This window comes from Pseudomonas sp. App30 (assembly GCF_047947025.1).
Taxonomy (GTDB): domain Bacteria; phylum Pseudomonadota; class Gammaproteobacteria; order Pseudomonadales; family Pseudomonadaceae; genus Aquipseudomonas.
On the sequence record NZ_CP133165.1, the window covers coordinates 199,265 to 214,721 of the forward strand.

16 protein-coding genes are annotated in these 15,457 nt (G+C 64.5%); 5 read left to right on the plus strand and 11 right to left on the minus strand.

Annotation, left to right across the window (positions count from 1 at the left end):
* Positions 1 to 5: 5 nt before the first annotated feature.
* From RAM80_RS00880 to RAM80_RS00900, 5 genes are all read right to left on the minus strand, one after another.
* The gene (locus RAM80_RS00880) at positions 6 to 1,415 is read right to left on the minus strand and encodes an ABC transporter substrate-binding protein (protein WP_416424346.1); all 1,410 of its coding nucleotides are present in this window, start codon (positions 1,413 to 1,415) and stop codon (positions 6 to 8) included.
* 22 nt (positions 1,416 to 1,437) lie between these two features.
* Complete coding sequence (locus RAM80_RS00885) at positions 1,438 to 1,683, minus strand: 4Fe-4S dicluster domain-containing protein (RefSeq protein ID WP_416424347.1); 246 nt, start codon at positions 1,681 to 1,683, stop codon at positions 1,438 to 1,440.
* A gap of 27 nt (positions 1,684 to 1,710) precedes the next feature.
* Complete coding sequence (locus RAM80_RS00890) at positions 1,711 to 3,447, minus strand: fumarate reductase/succinate dehydrogenase flavoprotein subunit (protein ID WP_416424348.1); 1,737 nt, start codon at positions 3,445 to 3,447, stop codon at positions 1,711 to 1,713.
* Positions 3,448 to 3,585: 138 nt separating this feature from the next.
* Positions 3,586 to 4,332, minus strand: coding sequence for a GntR family transcriptional regulator (locus RAM80_RS00895; protein WP_416427609.1), 747 nt, complete (start codon positions 4,330 to 4,332; stop codon positions 3,586 to 3,588).
* 171 nt (positions 4,333 to 4,503) lie between these two features.
* Entirely contained in the window at positions 4,504 to 5,013 is a 510-nt protein-coding gene (locus tag RAM80_RS00900; RefSeq protein ID WP_416424349.1) for a hypothetical protein, read from the minus strand.
* A gap of 248 nt (positions 5,014 to 5,261) precedes the next feature.
* On the opposite strand from RAM80_RS00900, the gene RAM80_RS00905 reads away from it, so the two are divergent.
* Positions 5,262 to 5,813, plus strand: coding sequence for a hypothetical protein (locus RAM80_RS00905; RefSeq protein ID WP_416424350.1), 552 nt, complete (start codon positions 5,262 to 5,264; stop codon positions 5,811 to 5,813).
* A gap of 717 nt (positions 5,814 to 6,530) precedes the next feature.
* On the opposite strand, the gene RAM80_RS00910 is transcribed toward RAM80_RS00905, so the two are convergent.
* On the minus strand, positions 6,531 to 7,166 hold the full coding sequence (locus tag RAM80_RS00910; RefSeq protein WP_416424351.1) for a hypothetical protein: 636 nt from the start codon (positions 7,164 to 7,166) through the stop codon (positions 6,531 to 6,533).
* A 239-nt stretch (positions 7,167 to 7,405) separates the two neighbouring features.
* Between RAM80_RS00910 and RAM80_RS00915 the strand changes: the two genes are divergently transcribed.
* Positions 7,406 to 7,642 carry a hypothetical protein gene (locus RAM80_RS00915; RefSeq protein WP_416424352.1) on the plus strand — a complete coding sequence of 79 codons (237 nt, stop codon included), beginning with the start codon at positions 7,406 to 7,408 and terminating at the stop codon, positions 7,640 to 7,642.
* Between the two features lie 252 nt (positions 7,643 to 7,894).
* On the opposite strand, the gene RAM80_RS00920 is transcribed toward RAM80_RS00915, so the two are convergent.
* The 4 genes from RAM80_RS00920 to RAM80_RS00935 all read right to left on the minus strand — a co-directional run bounded on the left by RAM80_RS00920 (position 7,895) and on the right by RAM80_RS00935 (position 10,657).
* Positions 7,895 to 8,581, minus strand: coding sequence for an amino acid ABC transporter permease (locus RAM80_RS00920; RefSeq protein WP_416424353.1), 687 nt, complete (start codon positions 8,579 to 8,581; stop codon positions 7,895 to 7,897).
* Positions 8,582 to 8,584: 3 nt separating this feature from the next.
* Complete coding sequence (locus tag RAM80_RS00925; protein ID WP_416424354.1) at positions 8,585 to 9,313, minus strand: amino acid ABC transporter permease; 729 nt, start codon at positions 9,311 to 9,313, stop codon at positions 8,585 to 8,587.
* A gap of 78 nt (positions 9,314 to 9,391) precedes the next feature.
* Complete coding sequence (locus RAM80_RS00930) at positions 9,392 to 10,198, minus strand: ABC transporter substrate-binding protein (RefSeq protein WP_416424355.1); 807 nt, start codon at positions 10,196 to 10,198, stop codon at positions 9,392 to 9,394.
* 123 nt (positions 10,199 to 10,321) lie between these two features.
* Positions 10,322 to 10,657 carry an ArsR/SmtB family transcription factor gene (locus RAM80_RS00935; RefSeq protein ID WP_416424356.1) on the minus strand — a complete coding sequence of 112 codons (336 nt, stop codon included), beginning with the start codon at positions 10,655 to 10,657 and terminating at the stop codon, positions 10,322 to 10,324.
* Between the two features lie 51 nt (positions 10,658 to 10,708).
* On the opposite strand from RAM80_RS00935, the gene RAM80_RS00940 reads away from it, so the two are divergent.
* Together RAM80_RS00940 and RAM80_RS00945 are read left to right on the plus strand one after the other, a co-directional pair.
* Entirely contained in the window at positions 10,709 to 11,800 is a 1,092-nt protein-coding gene (locus tag RAM80_RS00940) for an NADH:flavin oxidoreductase/NADH oxidase (RefSeq protein ID WP_416424357.1), read from the plus strand.
* Positions 11,801 to 11,959: 159 nt separating this feature from the next.
* Positions 11,960 to 13,369, plus strand: a complete 1,410-nt coding sequence (locus RAM80_RS00945) for an MFS transporter (RefSeq protein WP_416424358.1) — start codon at positions 11,960 to 11,962, stop codon at positions 13,367 to 13,369.
* Here RAM80_RS00945 and RAM80_RS00950 read toward each other — a convergent pair whose 3' ends face one another.
* Complete coding sequence (locus tag RAM80_RS00950) at positions 13,370 to 14,269, minus strand: LysR family transcriptional regulator (RefSeq protein ID WP_416424359.1); 900 nt, start codon at positions 14,267 to 14,269, stop codon at positions 13,370 to 13,372. It abuts the gene before it with no gap.
* A gap of 123 nt (positions 14,270 to 14,392) precedes the next feature.
* Here RAM80_RS00950 and RAM80_RS00955 point away from each other — a divergent pair, with 123 nt between their 5' ends.
* Positions 14,393 to 15,451, plus strand: coding sequence for a tartrate dehydrogenase (locus RAM80_RS00955; RefSeq protein WP_416424360.1), 1,059 nt, complete (start codon positions 14,393 to 14,395; stop codon positions 15,449 to 15,451).
* Positions 15,452 to 15,457: the final 6 nt, after the last annotated feature.

Consider the following 15,457-nt stretch of genomic DNA (forward strand, 5'->3'; position numbering starts at 1 on the left):
GGTCCTCAGCGCGCAGTCAGCGCAGCGGTGCCGGTAACGCCGGCGAAGTCCAGCACCTGCCCGCCGCGGCTTTGCGCGTCACGGCTGGCCTGGTCCTTGAGCAGGAAAGCGTCGACCCGGCCCTGGGCAGTCTTGACGAACCAGGCGTCGTCGGCCAGCAACTTGATGCCGCTGTCGCTGGCCTGGGCGTAGAAGCCACGGATCGGCGTGCCGGCCTGCTTCAGCGCCGCCAGTTGCACCAGCGCCTCTTCAGGCGTGGCATAGCTGCGCACCTTGGCTTCGCCCTTGACCCAGATTTGCGCCACCCGCTTGAAATCGGTGATCGGCTGGCCGGTCACGGCGTCCTTGGCCACCAGCGGCTGCGGCGCATAGTTGGCGAGGGCCTTGGCGTAATCGACGCCGCTGGCCTTGAAGGCTGCCCGCAGGTACTGGTCGTCGATGAAGGTGTCGGTGTTCAAGCCACGGTCAGCCTTCTTCAACAGCTTGAGCGTATCGATGGCGGTGCTCACGGCCTGGCGGTATTCAGGCTTCCAGGTCAGGTCGCGGGTCTGCAGGCCCAGCGGGCCGTGGTACAGGTAGTTCACCGCAGCGTCGATGCCGGTGACTTGCTCGATCAACTCGCTGTACTGCTCGGGCTGCTCGGCCAGCAGGCGGTTGGCTTCCAGCGTGGCTCGCAGGTAGGCGACGACGATCTCCGGGTACTGGCGGGCAAAATCCTGTTCCACCAGGGCGCCATGGAAGGTCGGCGCCTTGGCTTGCGAGCCGTCGTAGATCTTGCGCGCAAAACCTCGGCTGACGAACAGCTCGGCGAACGGCACGAAGTCGGCGTGGGCGTCGATCTTGCCCGCCTGCAGCGCCGAGCCGGCCACTTCCGGCGGCTGGGCGATGATGGTCAGGTCGCGCTCCGGGTCCCAGCCCTGGGCCGCCACGGCGCGCAGCAGCATGCCGTGGGCCGTGGAGGCGAACGGCACGGAGACGGTCTTGCCCTTGAGTTCGGCAATCGACTGCACCGACGAGTCCTTGGGCACCACGATACCGTTGCCGCTGCCCTGCACGCTGCCCGACAACACGTTGATAAACAGGCTGTGATGCCCCGCCGCCTCATGGGCCACGCCGTTGAGGGCGCCGGGGAAATCGGCCATGGCGCCGAAGTCCAGCTTGCCAGCGACCATCTCGTTGGTCAGGGGCGCGCCGCTGGTGAAGTTCTTCCACTGGATGTCGTACTGGGCGTCCTTGTACTGGCCGTCATGGGGCAAATACTTCTGCAGCAGGCCCAGCTCACGAATCATCAGGCCACCGGCGGCGCAATTGATGGTGGTGTCCTGGGTGCCGATGGCAATGCGGATGGTCTGCGCCTGGGCGCCGAAAGCGGTGGCCGCCAGCAGCAGGCCGGCCAGTGTGGTACGAAGCATCATAGGTTATCCCCTCGGCGGGTGTTCAGCGCAACAGGTAAGGAATTTCCACTTTCACCGCGCCCGTGGGGCAGTCGGTTTCGCAGGGCATGCAGTACCAGCATTCATCGAACTGCATGAACGCCTTGTGGGTGGTGGGGTCGATGGCCAGCAGGTCCATCGGGCAAACGTCGACGCACACGGTGCAGCCCTTCTCGGCAATGCACTTGTCGCTGTCCACGGTCACCGGGGCGGTGCTGCGGAAGAAAATATCCTGGGGGGCAAAGGCCATGGTGCAGTCCTCGATGGCGGGCAGAAGTCAGGCAGGTTGGCCGGGGGCCACCCGCAGCCGGTTGTAGGCGGTGCGCTCGTCGTTATCCAGGGCCACCACATAGGGTTCCACCGGTCGCTTGAAACTGACCATGCGGCCATCGGCGTCCTTCTTCAGGTGGCAATGGCAGAACCAGTCGGCGTCGTTGCGCAGCGGGTGGTCCACGCGGTGGTGGTACAGGCCCCAGCGGCTTTCCTCGCGGAACAGCGAGGCGCGCGCGGCCATTTCCGCGCAGTCGCGAATCACCGTCACTTCCAGGGCGCGCATCAGTTCGTGCGGGTTGCTGGCCTTCATGCTGGCAAGGTCCGCCTCGATCTGCGCGAAGCGCTGCAGGCCGATCTCCATCTTGCGGGTGACCTTGGGCGGTTGCAGGTAATCGTTCACCATGCGCCGCAGCTTGTATTCCACCTGCGCTGGCGGCAGGCCGTGTTCACGCAGCAACGGCGCGTAGACCCGCGCCTGTTCAGCCGCCACCTGCTCGGCAGACGGCGCCTGGAAAGCCACGGTGGCCACGTGGTCGGCAGCGTGGACGCCGGCGAACCAGCCGTAGGTAAAGGCGCCGAGCATGTAGTTGTGCGGCACTGCGGCCATATCGCCCGCCGAGTACAGGCCTTTCACCGAGGTTTCCGCGCGCTCGTTCACCCACACGCCGGAGGCGCTGTGACCGCTGCAGAAGCCGATTTCGGAGATGTGCATTTCCACCATCTGCTGGCGATAGTCGGTGCCGCGCCCTGCGTGGAACTGGCCACGGCTGGGGCGCTCGTTGCTGTGCAGGATCTGCTCGATGTTCTGGATGGTTTCTTCGGCCAGGTGGTCGAGTTTGAGGAACACCGGGCCGTTGCCGCCCTCGAGTTCCTGGTGGAACTCCCACATCATCTGGCCGCTCCAGTAGTCGCACTCGATGAAACGCTCGCCCTTGTTGTTGGCGGTGTAGCCCCCCAGCGGGCCGGTGACGTAGGCGCAGGCCGGGCCGTTGTAGTCCTTGATCAGCGGGTTGATCTGGAAGCACTCCAGGTTCGCCAGCTCCGCGCCTGCGTGGTAGGCCATGGCGTAACCGTCGCCGGCGTTGGTGGGGTTCTCGTAGGTGCCCATCAGGTAGCCCGAAGCCGGCAGCCCCAGGCGCCCGGCGGCGCCGCAGCAGAGAATCACCGCCTTGGCCTTGATCACGTGGAAGTCGGCGGTGCGGCAGTCGAAGCCCATCACGCCGCTGACCGCGCCTTCGCTATCCGTCAACAAACGGGTGGCGATGACCCGGTTGGTGATCTCGACCCGCGCCCGCTTGAGCTGGCGGTACAGCACCTTCTTGATGTCGTGGCCTTCGGGCATCGGCAACACGTAGGCGCCCATGTGGTGCACCTTCTTCACCGCGTAGTCGCCGGTCTCGTCCTTTTCGAACTTCACGCCCCAGCGGTCGAGCTGCTCGATGGTTTCGAAGCTGTGTTCGGCGTAGGCCAGCACGGCCGTCTGGTTGACGATGCCGTCATTGGCGACGGTGATTTCCTTGGTGTACTGCTGCGCCGTGGCGTGGCCGGGAATGACCGCGTTGTTGAGGCCGTCCATGCCCATGCTGATGGCGCCGCTGCGCTTGACGTTGGCCTTGTCCAGCAGCAGCACGCGCAGGTCGCGGTTGCGCTCCTTGGCCTTGATGGCCGCCATGGGGCCGGCCGTGCCACCGCCGATGACGACGATGTCGTACTCGCGCTCGATTGTCTTGAACTCGGTCATCCCCTGCTCCTCTTGCGCGGCACCCAACAGGTCGCCGCCGCACCTTGATGCAACTTGTTATAACAAGATAGGGGAGGATGTTATTGGTTATCACGGGAGAGCCGTAAATACTGTTTGGCTATAACGATATATTGGCTGTCAGCGGTCGATGCGCAGACGGTACTGGAACGCGTCGCCGCGGTAATACAGGTATTCGAAGTCCAGCGGCTGGCCGTCGGCGGTGTGGGTCAAGCGCTCGATGCGCATGATCGGCGCCTTCGCCTTCACGCCCAGCGCGGCAGCCATGGCTGCATCGGCTTCGGTGGCGTCGATGGCAAGGTCCGCATGCCCCAGGGCAATGTCCAGGTCGTTTTCCAGAATCAGGAAAATGTCGCGGGTGGCCAGGTCCGCCGAGGCCAGGCGGCGCCCCACCGCTTCGGGCAAGTAGGTGATTTCCAGCGACACGGGCTCGCGATTGACCAGCCGCACCCGGCGAATCTCCGCCACTGCTTGCCCCTCCTCCAGCCCCAGCCGCTGAGCGACGATGGCATCCGCCGGCACGTACTCGAAGCCACACATGCGGTTGACCACTTCGTGCCCGGACGCCGCCAGCGCTTCGGCCAGCCCTTGCAGTGAACTGACGTTCTGGAATGCCTTGGGCTTGGACACAAAGGTGCCCTTGCCGTGGATCTTGAAGATCAGCCCTTCCTTTTGCAGGTCGCCCAGCGCCTGGCGCACGGTAATGCGGCTGACGCCGAACGCTGCGCCCAGTTCGCTCTCCGAACCCATGCGGCTGCTGGGCGGGTAGGTGCCATCCAGAATGCGCGAGCGCAGGTGTTCCTTGAGTTGCGCGTACAGCGGCACGGGGGACTGGCTGGTGAGTTTGGCGGGCGGCTCGGGTGTCATGGGGTGTCGCTTGGCAGTGAGGGAGATGAACGGGCGGTAGACTACCTTAGCTAGGGTGAGCATTTCACCCTGCTTGACGGCTCGGTGGTCAAGTACGACACCACCAGGACCGTGGGCACGCGGCGCCTGAGGACGCGGCCTTGGGGCCGCTGCTACGGGGTATGACGGCGGTCAAAGCCGGCCGAAGTTGATCCCCAGCGGCACGTTGAGTGCGTAACCACATCCAACCAGCAGCATCATGATGACCACCCAGTTAAATCCTCGGGAGGCCAGGATGGTTTGTCGGTAGTGTTTCCGATACAGCCACGTCCAATGCGTAGCCACCAGCAAATAAGCCCCCCCGGCAGCCAGCCACATCAATTTCCCGCCGGGCGTTTTTTTCCATAGCAGCATCAACGCCATGACAGCCAGGCTACCGCCGATACCCAGCCAGGTCTTGAAGCCGATCCGTACCTGTTCCCCACTGAAATACCTGAACAGGCGAACCAGGCCAAACAGTCCCCACCACAGAAATAAGGGGATAAGCAGCAAGACCAGCAATGACACCGCGCCAAAGGCAAACAGCGCGATGAGCGGCACGTAGCGGAAGGACAAATACGCATAGACGCACATCAACGGACAGATGACGCCGTAGAGCTGCAGCTGCACCAGCCGAGGGTGATAACGGAAAAAACGGTCCATGTAGGTTTCCTTGATCGTCCAGGTCATTGGCGCCCGAAGCGCCAGCGCAGCCTAACGACATGGGCCGGCGCCGTGCGATAAACCAGCCGCCGCTTCAGCAACCGTTCAGCACTCCTGTAGCAGCGGCCCCAGGCCGCGTCAGGGAGCGTGAACATGAAAGATATCGTTATGCCATCACCCATGGTTGCCCTGTCGCGCCCTGCCCCCGATAATCAAGCCCTCTGAATACCCCCAAGCAAGGAACCGCTGTGAAAAAAGCTTTATTGTTGGTGCCGTTGTTCGCCCTGTTGCTGCAAGGCTGTGGCGCCACCATGACCCCCTACGAGCCCAACTTCGATAACGTCCAGACCCTCAAGCAGCACGCTCCCCTGCAACCGGTGACCCCGGCCCAGGTGACTGCGGCGCCGGGCCAGGGCTCGATGTTCGTGCGCATGAACCCCATCAGCTCGCCCAGCGGCAGCATTGCCGGCCACGTGCAGGACGCGCTCAACGGTGAGTTGGCCCGCGCCGGGCTGGTTAACCCGCAGTCGCCACGCCATCTGAATGTGCTGGTAACCGAAACCAACCTGGCTGCAGGCCTGGTGACAGGCAATGGCACCCTGGCGGCGCGGTTCACCTTGCTGGACGGTTCGGTGGTGAAGTATGACGCTACCAAGACGGTGAACAGCGAGTGGAGCAGTAGTTTTTTCGGGGTGATTGCCGTCGCGAATGCGGCGAATGCTTATAACCCGCTCGTGCGTGACCTGCTCAAAGCGCTGTACAGCGATCCGTTGTTCACCCAGGCGCTGGCGCAGAAGTAATTGCGGTAGCTCTCGATCGGATTTTGATCTGCTGTTGATCTGCTTGTGATCTGGCTCTTGATCTTGATCTTGCTTGTGATCTTGATTGTATGCCCCGTAAAGCGCCAGGGCCGACTGGAGGCGTCGATCAACGGGCTGCCCGAAGGGCCGAGGCCGCAGGCCGAAGAGACGGTAACCCGCAGGCTTCTATAGCGGGTGCCGTCTGCCCGTTGAGCGGCGCCGGAAGGAGGGGACCCGTAGCGCAGCGTAGGGCCCAAGCAGGGGCAAGCGTTTTTTGCTTACTTTTTTTGGCGTTTGAAAAAAAGTGAGTCGCCGTAAGGGCGAAACGGTCGGTGGTCTCGCCGCGAAATTGGATATGTTCGAAACCCTCAAAAGCGGGATCCACATATCGTGAACATATCCATTACCAAGGGTGATGCAGAATCACCTTTCCGGCCTTACGCCGGCTCACTTTTTGTCAAACGCCACAAAAAGTAAGCAAAAAAGGCTTGCCCCTGCTTGGTCCCTACGCTTCGCTGCGGGTCCCCTCCCTCCGGCGTCGCCCAAGCGGCCGACGGCCCGGAATAGAAGCGCCTCCGGTTCCGTCTTCCCCGGCTACGCCGGGGACCGCTTGGCCAACGCCTCCAGTCGGCCCTGGCGCTTTATGGGGCACACAATCAAGATCAAAGGCCGCACGGGATCAAGATCAACGGCGGTTTTGCGGCGCGCGAACTTGCTTTATGCACGTGGAACACGCACATCCAACCCCGAATACTTCAAACTCTGCCGATCCACCATCTGCTTGAGCAACGCGTTCACCTGCCGCGTAAACGTATCACTCACCGCCTCCTTCGGCGTATTCGCCATCAGCGGCACAAACAACACCCCCATCCAGGTATTGATCGCATCGTGGTTGCTCTCGGTGCTCAACGTTTTGCCCCGCGCATCCTGCGCTTCCAGGGTCATGGTGTACTGGTCGGTGCCCAGCGCCGGCACCAGCATCAGGGTGAAACCGCTCAGGAACGCCCAAACCACCTGGCCACCGCTTGGCGGGTGGTTGTAGACCTTCAAGTGCAGGGTGTAGTCACCCGGCTGCTTGTTGAATTCGTCCAGGGTTACGCGGCCGAACAGCTTGGAGTCGTTCAGCGACTTTTCCAACTGCGGCCGCAACTGGTTGCGCGCCTGGGGCACTTCCACCGCGTTGCTGCTGCCTGGCGTGCCCTGGTAGAAATCGAAATCCACGAACACGTTAGGTTTGTTGGCGTAGCTGGCCATGGACGGCATCGTCACCGGCGCCACTTCGTCCTTGGTAAAGCTGGCGCAGCCGCCCAGGGTGAGCGAAACGGCCAGGGCCAGGGTTTTTGCGAACTTCATGGGTAACTTCCTTGGTCAAATAGCAAAGTGTCCAGGCGACACTTTTTCCAGATTCGCGGGCTTGGGGCGCCGCGCGGGTGAGCATTTTGCCATCACCCCCCGGAGCGTCAATAAACCAGTGTCACAAAACCGACAAGTTTCATCTTGCCCTCGCCAGCCCCGCTCAAGGCGCTTGATCCCGAGGCAATAGCGCGTGCAGACTGGCCGACAGTCCAATGACAACGAAAAAAGGATGTTGCATGCGAACGTTCGACCTGATTCGCGCCGCCGTGCTACCCGAGTTCAAGGAGCGCGTGGCCGATTACCTGATCGAGTACGAAGACGTGCTGCGCGCGAACACTGCCGACCCGGACACCCAGCGGGCGGTGGCCAATCAGCTGCGCGGGTACTTGCGAGGGTTGAACACGGTGCGGGTGCTGGGGATGGCGGACTGGGAAGAGTTGGACCGGCGCGTGGTGACGACCTGGCTCAGCTAGGGCACCCTTGCCCCAGTCAGCGACCCTTCCTGGGCTGCCACCCGGGTGCTGCTGGGGCAAGTGTGTGATACCGACTGCGCTCTGTGCACGCCAGGCGGGCGATGGGGGAAAGCGGGCCTGGCAAAGCATCTGGAGCACTTTCAAAGTACGCCAGCCGATGTGAAAAATACGTGATAGGAAGGGGCTGCCGTTGCCCTTTGTGTCTAATTATTTCCAGCCCCACATAAAACCCCTAGCAGCCTGCGGCAGCGGCTACGGGGCGGTACTGGCGCCACGCCGGGCCACCCGGCTGGCCGCCAGTTGCAGGGCGCTGCACAGCACGAAATAGACCAGCGCCACGAACAGGAAAATCTCCACCGGGTGCACCATCACCCGGTTGCTCACCTGCGTGGCCTCATAGGACAGCTCCCCTACCCCGATCACGTACGCCAGCGAGGTGTCCTTGATCAGCGACACCCACTGGTTGAGGAACGAAGGCAGCATCAGCGGCAGCGCCTGGGGCAATATCACCAGCCACAACACCTGCGCCGGCCGCAGCCCCAGCGCCCTGGCCGCGGCCCATTGGCCGGCCGGCAGGCTGTTGATGCCCGCCGCCACCGAGTGCGACAGGTATGCGCCGCCGATCAGCGACAGCGCGCACACCACCGTGGCCAAAGCCGGCACGTTGACGTGGAACAGAATCGGCAGCAGGAAATAGCTCCAGAACATCAGCATCAGCACCGGAATCGCCCGCAGGAAACCCAGCACGCCCACCAACACCCAGCGCAGCCAGCCGCGGCTGGTCACCAGGGCAATGCCGCCGATCAGCCCCAGCACGCCGGCGGCGATGCCCGACAGCAGGCTCAGCAGCAGGGTCAGCGCCGCGCCGCCCAAGGGGCCGTCGGGGTAGGCGCCCCACATGAAATAGCCAAGGTTGTCGACGATGACAGAAAAGTCCATGGCTCAGGCCGCTCCCCGGCGGTAGCGCCGACTGTGTTGGATCAACTGCCCTGCCGCTTCGATCAGGGCGATGGTGAGGATGTACAGCAGGGTTGCGTAGCCGAACGCCTGAAAGGTCTTGAAGGTTTCGGTCTCCACTTGCCGCGAGGTGTAGGACAGTTCCGCAAGGCCAATGGCCATGGTCAGCGACGAGTTCTTCACCGCGTTCATGTACTGGCCCAGCAACGGGCCCAGGGCCGTGCGCAACCCCTGGGGCAGCACCACGTGCAGCCACACCTGCGCCGGGCGCAGGCCCAGGGCCAGGCCGGCGGCGCGCTGTTCCTTGCGCACCGAGTCGATGCCGGCGCGCAGCTCTTCGGCGACGAAGGCGGTGGTATACAGGGTCAAACCCCAGAAGCCGGCGATGAATTCAAACGATGGCCACTCCACCGCCAGCGGTCCCAGGGCCAGGCTGCGCGGGGTGTTGAGCCAGGTCACCAGGCTGTCGGGCAGCAACGCGGTGGCACCGAAATACCAGAAGAACAACTGCACCAGCAGCGGCGTGTTGCGGATCACCAGCAGGTAGGCCCGCGCCGGCCACGCCAGCAGCCGCGACGGCGCACTGCGCGCCAGGTACAGCAAGGCGCCCAGCACCGTGGCCACCAGGCACACCAGCAGCGACAGCCCCAGGGTCAGCAGGAAGCCGTCGGCCAGCCACTGCAAATAGCGGGGGGCAAGCAATTCACCAAACATGTAGGCGCGTATCCAGGTCAAACGAAACCAGGCACGCGCCCGTGCAGGCGCATGCCGTGTGCAGTCACAAGGGCGGGGTCAGCCCTTGTCGCCGATCTTGAACAGGCGCGCCAGTGGCGTGTTGGTGGTCGGGCCGAACCAGGTGTCATAGATCTTCTGGGCCTGGCCGTCTTTCTCCAGCGCCACCAGGGTGTCGTTGACGAAGTTGGTCAGGGCGGTCTCGCCCTTGGGCAAGCCCACGCCGATCAGGTCGTCGGAGATGGTGAAAGGTGGCACTTCATATTTGTCGCGGTCCGGCACGTTGGCCAGCAGACCGATCAGCTTCGGCCCGTCCTGGGTGATGGCCTGGACGTTGCCGTTGCGCAGCGCGGTGAAGGCAAACGGGGTGTCGTCGTAGGCCACCACCTTGGCGCCGGGGAATTTCTCGCGCAGCACGCCTTCGTTGGTGGTGCCCTTGTCGACGCCCACGCGCCAGGTGTTGAGGTCGCTCTCGTTCTTGAGCGTGCCCTTCTTGACGATGAACTGCTGCCCCGAGGCGAAGTACGGGGTGCTGAAGTTGACCTGCTCGGCGCGTTCCTTGGTGATGGTGAAGTTGGCCAGCACCAGGTCGACCTTGTTGGCCACCAGCAGCGGCACGCGGTTGGCCGGGTTGGTGGGCTGCAGTTCCAGCTTCACGCCCAGCTTGGCGGCGATGGCCTTGGCGTAGTCCACGTCCAGGCCGGCGAGCTGCTTGGTCTTGGTGTCGATGAAGCCGAACGGTGGGTTGCTGTCGAAGGCGGCGACGCGCAGCACGCCGGCTTTCTGGATGTCTTCAAGACGGTCGGCGTGGGCGATACCGGACAGCAACGCCAGGGACAGGGCCGCAAGGGCCGTAAGTTTTTTCATGGGCTCGACTTCCTGTAGGGGCAGATAGGCAAAGTGCCTGCACCAGAAGTCTTGCAGCAAGGCTAAAAAACCAAAAGGAATATAATATTATTTGTTTATATTCTTAAGGAATATAAAACACGGCTAGCGGTGCGACAGGATATTGGCCAGCAACCCCGGGTAACGGCTCTCCAGCGCCGCGCTGCGCAGCGAGTTCATGTGCGTGGTGCCGACGTTGCGGGTCTGCACCAGCCCTGCCTCGCGCAGCACGCGGAAATGGTGGGACATGCTCGATTTCGGCCGCCCGCCGTCCAGTTCGCCGCAGGTGGCTTCGGGCACGCCGGCCAGGTGCCGGACGATGTCCATGCGCACGGGGTCGCTCAAGGCGTACAACAGCCGCTCGAGGGTGAAGTCTTCGGGATTGGGGTGGGTATAGGCTCGCATGGCGCACATGATATCGAGGCTTCCATAAATTGCCATAGTTCGATTATGATCGAACAAGCGAAAATAGCTATCCCCTGGAGTTTTCCCATGTCTGCATTGTTCCAACCCTTCACCCTGAAGGACGTGACGCTGCGCAACCGCATCGCCATCCCGCCCATGTGCCAATACATGGCCACCGACGGCCTGATCAACGACTGGCACCACGTGCACCTGGCGGGCCTGGCCCGTGGCGGCGCCGGCCTGGTGGTGGTCGAAGCCACCGCCGTGGCCCCCGAAGGCCGCATTACCCCGGGCTGCGCCGGCATCTGGAACGACGAGCAGGCCCAGGCGTTCGTGCCCGTGGTGCAGGCCATCAAGGCCGCAGGCTCGGTGCCGGGCATCCAGATCGCCCACGCCGGCCGCAAGGCCAGCGCCAACCGCCCGTGGGAAGGTGACGACCACATCGCCGCTGGTGACCCCAACGGTTGGGACACCATTGCGCCGTCCGCCATCGCCTTCGGCCACCACCTGCCGAAAGTGCCGCGCGCCATGACCCTGGACGACATCGCCCGGGTCAAGCAGAACTTCGTCGACGCCGCACGCCGCGCCCGTGACGCCGGTTTTGAATGGATCGAGCTGCACTTCGCCCACGGCTACCTGGGCCAGAGCTTCTTCTCCGAACACGCCAACCAGCGCACCGACGCCTACGGCGGCAGCTTCGACAACCGCAGCCGCTTCCTCCTGGAAACCCTGGCCGCGGTGCGTGAAGTGTGGCCGGAGCACCTGCCGCTGACCGCCCGTTTCGGCGTGATCGAATACGACGGTCGCGACGAGCAGACCCTGGCCGAGTCCATCGAACTGGCCCGCCGCTTCAAGGCCGGTGGCCTGGACCTGCTGAGCGTCAGCGTCGGCTTCACCATCGCCGAGACCAACATCCCGTGGGGCCCGGCGTTCCTCGGCCCGATCGCCGAGCGCGTGCGCCGCGAGGCCGACCTGCCGGTGACCTCGGCGTGGGGCTTTGGCACCCCGCAACTGGCCCACGACGCCGTCAGCGCCGGCCAGCTGGACCTGGTGTCGGTGGGCCGTGCCCACCTGGCCGACCCGCACTGGTCGTACTTTGCGGCGAAGGAGCTGGGCGTGGATAAAGCCTCGTGGACCCTGCCAGCGCCTTATGCCCATTGGCTTGAGCGTTATCGTTAAGCCCTGACGCGGCCTGCGGCCGCTGCTACGTAATGTGGGAGCTGGCTTGCCAGCGAGCTGTTGAGGCCCTAAAAACTCGCTGGCAAGCCAGCTCCCACAAAGACAGCGCCGCCCGTCTGGCTTATCCTCCTTGCCCTCCTCCTTTTGCAAGGGATCTGCATGTCGCTGTTCCAGGATTTACCCAACGACGACGGCCTGCCCGGCGCCCAACGACGCCTGGCGATGGTGGCGATCATGACCGCCACCGCCATGGCCGTGATCGACGGCACGGTGGTGAACATCGCCCTGCCCTCCATGGCCCATGCCTTCAACGTACCCGCCGCCACCACCATCTGGGTCGCCAACGGCTACCTGCTGGCGGCCGCCATGACGCTGATGATTTTCTCCTCGCTGGCCACGCGCATCGGCTTTCGCCGCCTGTTCGTCGGCGGCGTCAGTCTATTCACCCTGGCTTCGCTGGGCTGCGCGCTGGCGCCGTCGCTGGACGTGCTGGTGGCCATGCGCGTGGTCCAGGGCGTGGGCGGTGCTGCCACGCTTAGCATCGGCCCGGCCATCTACCGCACGGTGTTCCCCACTCGCTTGCTGGGCCGCACCCTGGGCCTGAACGCCCTGCTGGTGGCCCTGGCCACCGCCGTGGGCCCGGCGTTCGGCGGCGCCGTGCTGTGGCTGGCCAGCTGGCCCTGGCTGTTCGCGATCAACCTGCCGCTGGGCATCGCCGCCGCGCTGTTGGGCTGGCGCTATGTGCCCGGGCAGCGGGCCAGCAGCGGTGAGCCCTTTGACTACGCCGGCGCCGTGCTGTCGGCCGTGACCATGGGCGCGGCGATCATGGCCACCGGCGCGGCGGCTGCCAGCGAGGCTGGCGCTTACTCACTGTTGATGGTGGCCGCCGGCGCCGCGTTCATCTGGCGCCAACGCCGCGCGCCGGTGCCCTTGCTGCCCCTGGAAATCTTCAAGTACCTGCGCTTTTCCCTGGCCGCCCTGACGTCGCTGACGGCGTTCGTCAGCCAGGGCATTGCCATCCTGTCGCTGCCGTTCCTGTTCCAGAACGCCTACGGCTACGACGTGCTGGGCGCGGCGCTGCTGTTCACCGCCTGGCCGGTGGGCATCATCCTGGCTGCGCCCCAGGCTGGGCGCCTGGCCGACCGCCATCCGCCCGCCGTGCTGTCGACCATCGGCCTGGGCCTGCTGACCCTGGGGCTGGTGCTGATGGCCTTGCTGCCGGCCGACGCCGGTACGTTCGGCATTCTCTGGCGCGAATGCCTGTGCGGCGTGGGCTTCGGTTTCTTCCAGAGCCCCAACAACCGCGAGATGCTCGCCAACGTCCCGCGTGAACGCAGCGGCAACGCCTCCGGGGTGCTGGCCATCGCTCGCACCTTCGGCCAGTGCCTGGGCGCAGCGCTGGTGGCCGTGGTGCTGGCGGCGTACCTGGGGCACCCGCCGGCGGGCCAGGCGCTGGCCGATGCCGCGGTGCTGGAAGCGCGGGCCATGCACATGGCCCTGGCAGTGGCCGCGGTGGCGTCCGGGCTGGCGATGTGCGTGAGCATCAGCCGCATTGGCAAGCGCGGCTGATCACACGCCATCGATATGGCGGAAGCGCTCGATCAGGAAGTCGATCAGGCGCCGCACCCGCGCCGACAGGTGCAGCTGCTGCGGGTACACGGCGTAGACGTCGGCGCGGGTCGGGGTCTGGTCTTCCAACACCAGCCGCAGTCGCCCACTGCGCACGTAGCGGGCGATGTCCCACTCGGCGCGCAGCAGAATGCCGTAGCCTTCCAGCGCCCAGTTCAACGCCACCTCTCCGTCGTTGCAGCCCAGGGCACCGTGCACCTTGACGTTCTCGGTGCGGCCGCCGTGGTTGAAGCTCCACACGCCGTAGGGTGATTCGTTCTGGCGAATGAAAATGCAATTGTGGCGGGCCAGATCCGCGAGCTTCACAGGCGTGCCGTGCTTCTCCAGGTACAGCGGCGAGGCACACAACAGGCGCCGGTTGGAGGCGATCTTGCGGGCATGCAGCGCGGCGTCCGGCAGGCTGCCGAAGCGGATGCCCAGGTCGAAACCGTGGGTGGCAAGGTCCAGCGGGTGGTCGCTGATCTCCAGCTGGATCTCCACCTCCGGGTAGTGGCTGAAGAACGCCGCCAGCGCCGGGCCGATGTGACGGCGGCCAAAGCCCAGCGAGGCATTCACCCGGATCAGGCCCTTGGGCGTGGCGCGGCTGCTGCTCACCAGCTGCTCGGCCTCGTCGATCTGCGCGAGGATGCGCGCCACGTGGGCGAAATACAGCTCGCCCTCCGGGGTCAGGCTCATGGAACGGGTGGTGCGGTTGACCAGGCGCACGCCCAGCCGTGCTTCCAGTGCCGCCAGGCGCTTGCTCACCGCCGGTGGCGTCACGCCCAGCTCGCGCGCGGTGGCCACCAGGCTGCCCTGCTTGGCCAACAGATGGAAAAAGGACAGGTCCTGGGCCTGGTTCATTCATAACTCCAGGTTAATGATGTAGTGATTTGTGGTTAACCAATGGCTTTGGCTCACTACATATACTCCAATCACCCGCCGCAGCCCAGTGCCGGCGCACAACAACAGACCCTGGAGAGAGCCATGAAGACCTACAACATTGCTGCCGTGCCTGGTGACGGCATTGGCGTGGAAGTGATCGAGGCCGGCGTCGAAGTCCTCAACGCCCTGGCCCGTCGCAGCGGCGCCTTTGCCCTGCAGTTCAAGCACTTCGACTGGAATTCCGACAATTTCCTCAAGCGCGGCCACTACATCCCCGAAGGCGGCCTGGCGGAACTGAAAACCTTCGACGCGATCTTCTTCGGCGCCGTGGGCGCGCTGAACGTGCCCGACCACGTGTCCCTGTGGGGCCTGCGCCTGCCCATCTGCCAGGGCTTCGACCAATACGCCAACGTGCGCCCGGCCCGCGTGCTGCCCGGGGTGAAGAGCCCGCTGCACAACGGCCACGAGATCGACTGGGTGGTGATTCGCGAAAACTCCGAAGGCGAATACTCCGGCAACGGTGGCCGCGTGCACCGCGGGCTACCCGAAGAAGTGGCCACCGAGGTCTCGGTGTTCACCCGCGCCGGCGTCGAGCGCATTCACCGCTTCGCCTTCGAACTGGCACGCACCCGGCCGCGCAAGCACCTGACCCTGGTGACCAAGTCCAACGCCCAGCGCCACGGCATGGTGCTGTGGGACGAGATCTTCCACGAAGTGGCCAAGGACTTCCCCGACGTGGTCACCGATAAGGAACTGGTGGACGCGGTCACCACGCGCATGGTGCTCAAGCCCGCCAGCCTGGACGTGATCGTGGCCACCAACCTGCACGCCGATATTCTCTCCGACCTGGCCGCGGCGCTGTCCGGCAGCCTGGGCATCGCCCCCACCGCCAACCTCAACCCCACCCGGCGCTTCCCGTCGATGTTCGAACCCATCCACGGCTCGGCCTTCGACATCACTGGCAAGGGCGTGGCCAACCCCATCGCCACCTTCTGGACTGCCGCCATGATGCTCGAACACCTGGGAGAGGTCGCCGCGGCCCGGCAGTTGATGGCCGCCATCGAAGCCGTCACCGAAGCCGGCGTGCACACCCCGGACCTGGGCGGCACTGCCACTACCCGCCAGGTGACCGCCGCGGTGATCGAACTGCTGCAGCGCTGATTTCCC

Coding starts and splice junctions, on each gene's coding strand:
- RAM80_RS00900 (WP_416424349.1), bottom strand. CDS start 5,013: ATGGACCGTTTTTTCCGTTATCACCCTCGGCTGGTGCAGCTGCAGCTC.
- RAM80_RS00890 (WP_416424348.1), bottom strand. CDS start 3,447: ATGACCGAGTTCAAGACAATCGAGCGCGAGTACGACATCGTCGTCATC.
- RAM80_RS00925 (WP_416424354.1), bottom strand. CDS start 9,313: ATGTTTGGTGAATTGCTTGCCCCCCGCTATTTGCAGTGGCTGGCCGAC.
- RAM80_RS00915 (WP_416424352.1), top strand. CDS start 7,406: ATGCGAACGTTCGACCTGATTCGCGCCGCCGTGCTACCCGAGTTCAAG.
- RAM80_RS00920 (WP_416424353.1), bottom strand. CDS start 8,581: ATGGACTTTTCTGTCATCGTCGACAACCTTGGCTATTTCATGTGGGGC.
- RAM80_RS00940 (WP_416424357.1), top strand. CDS start 10,709: ATGTCTGCATTGTTCCAACCCTTCACCCTGAAGGACGTGACGCTGCGC.
- RAM80_RS00950 (WP_416424359.1), bottom strand. CDS start 14,269: ATGAACCAGGCCCAGGACCTGTCCTTTTTCCATCTGTTGGCCAAGCAG.
- RAM80_RS00945 (WP_416424358.1), top strand. CDS start 11,960: ATGTCGCTGTTCCAGGATTTACCCAACGACGACGGCCTGCCCGGCGCC.
- RAM80_RS00885 (WP_416424347.1), bottom strand. CDS start 1,683: ATGGCCTTTGCCCCCCAGGATATTTTCTTCCGCAGCACCGCCCCGGTG.
- RAM80_RS00880 (WP_416424346.1), bottom strand. CDS start 1,415: ATGATGCTTCGTACCACACTGGCCGGCCTGCTGCTGGCGGCCACCGCT.
- RAM80_RS00930 (WP_416424355.1), bottom strand. CDS start 10,198: ATGAAAAAACTTACGGCCCTTGCGGCCCTGTCCCTGGCGTTGCTGTCC.
- RAM80_RS00935 (WP_416424356.1), bottom strand. CDS start 10,657: ATGGCAATTTATGGAAGCCTCGATATCATGTGCGCCATGCGAGCCTAT.
- RAM80_RS00955 (WP_416424360.1), top strand. CDS start 14,393: ATGAAGACCTACAACATTGCTGCCGTGCCTGGTGACGGCATTGGCGTG.
- RAM80_RS00895 (WP_416427609.1), bottom strand. CDS start 4,332: ATGACACCCGAGCCGCCCGCCAAACTCACCAGCCAGTCCCCCGTGCCG.
- RAM80_RS00910 (WP_416424351.1), bottom strand. CDS start 7,166: ATGAAGTTCGCAAAAACCCTGGCCCTGGCCGTTTCGCTCACCCTGGGC.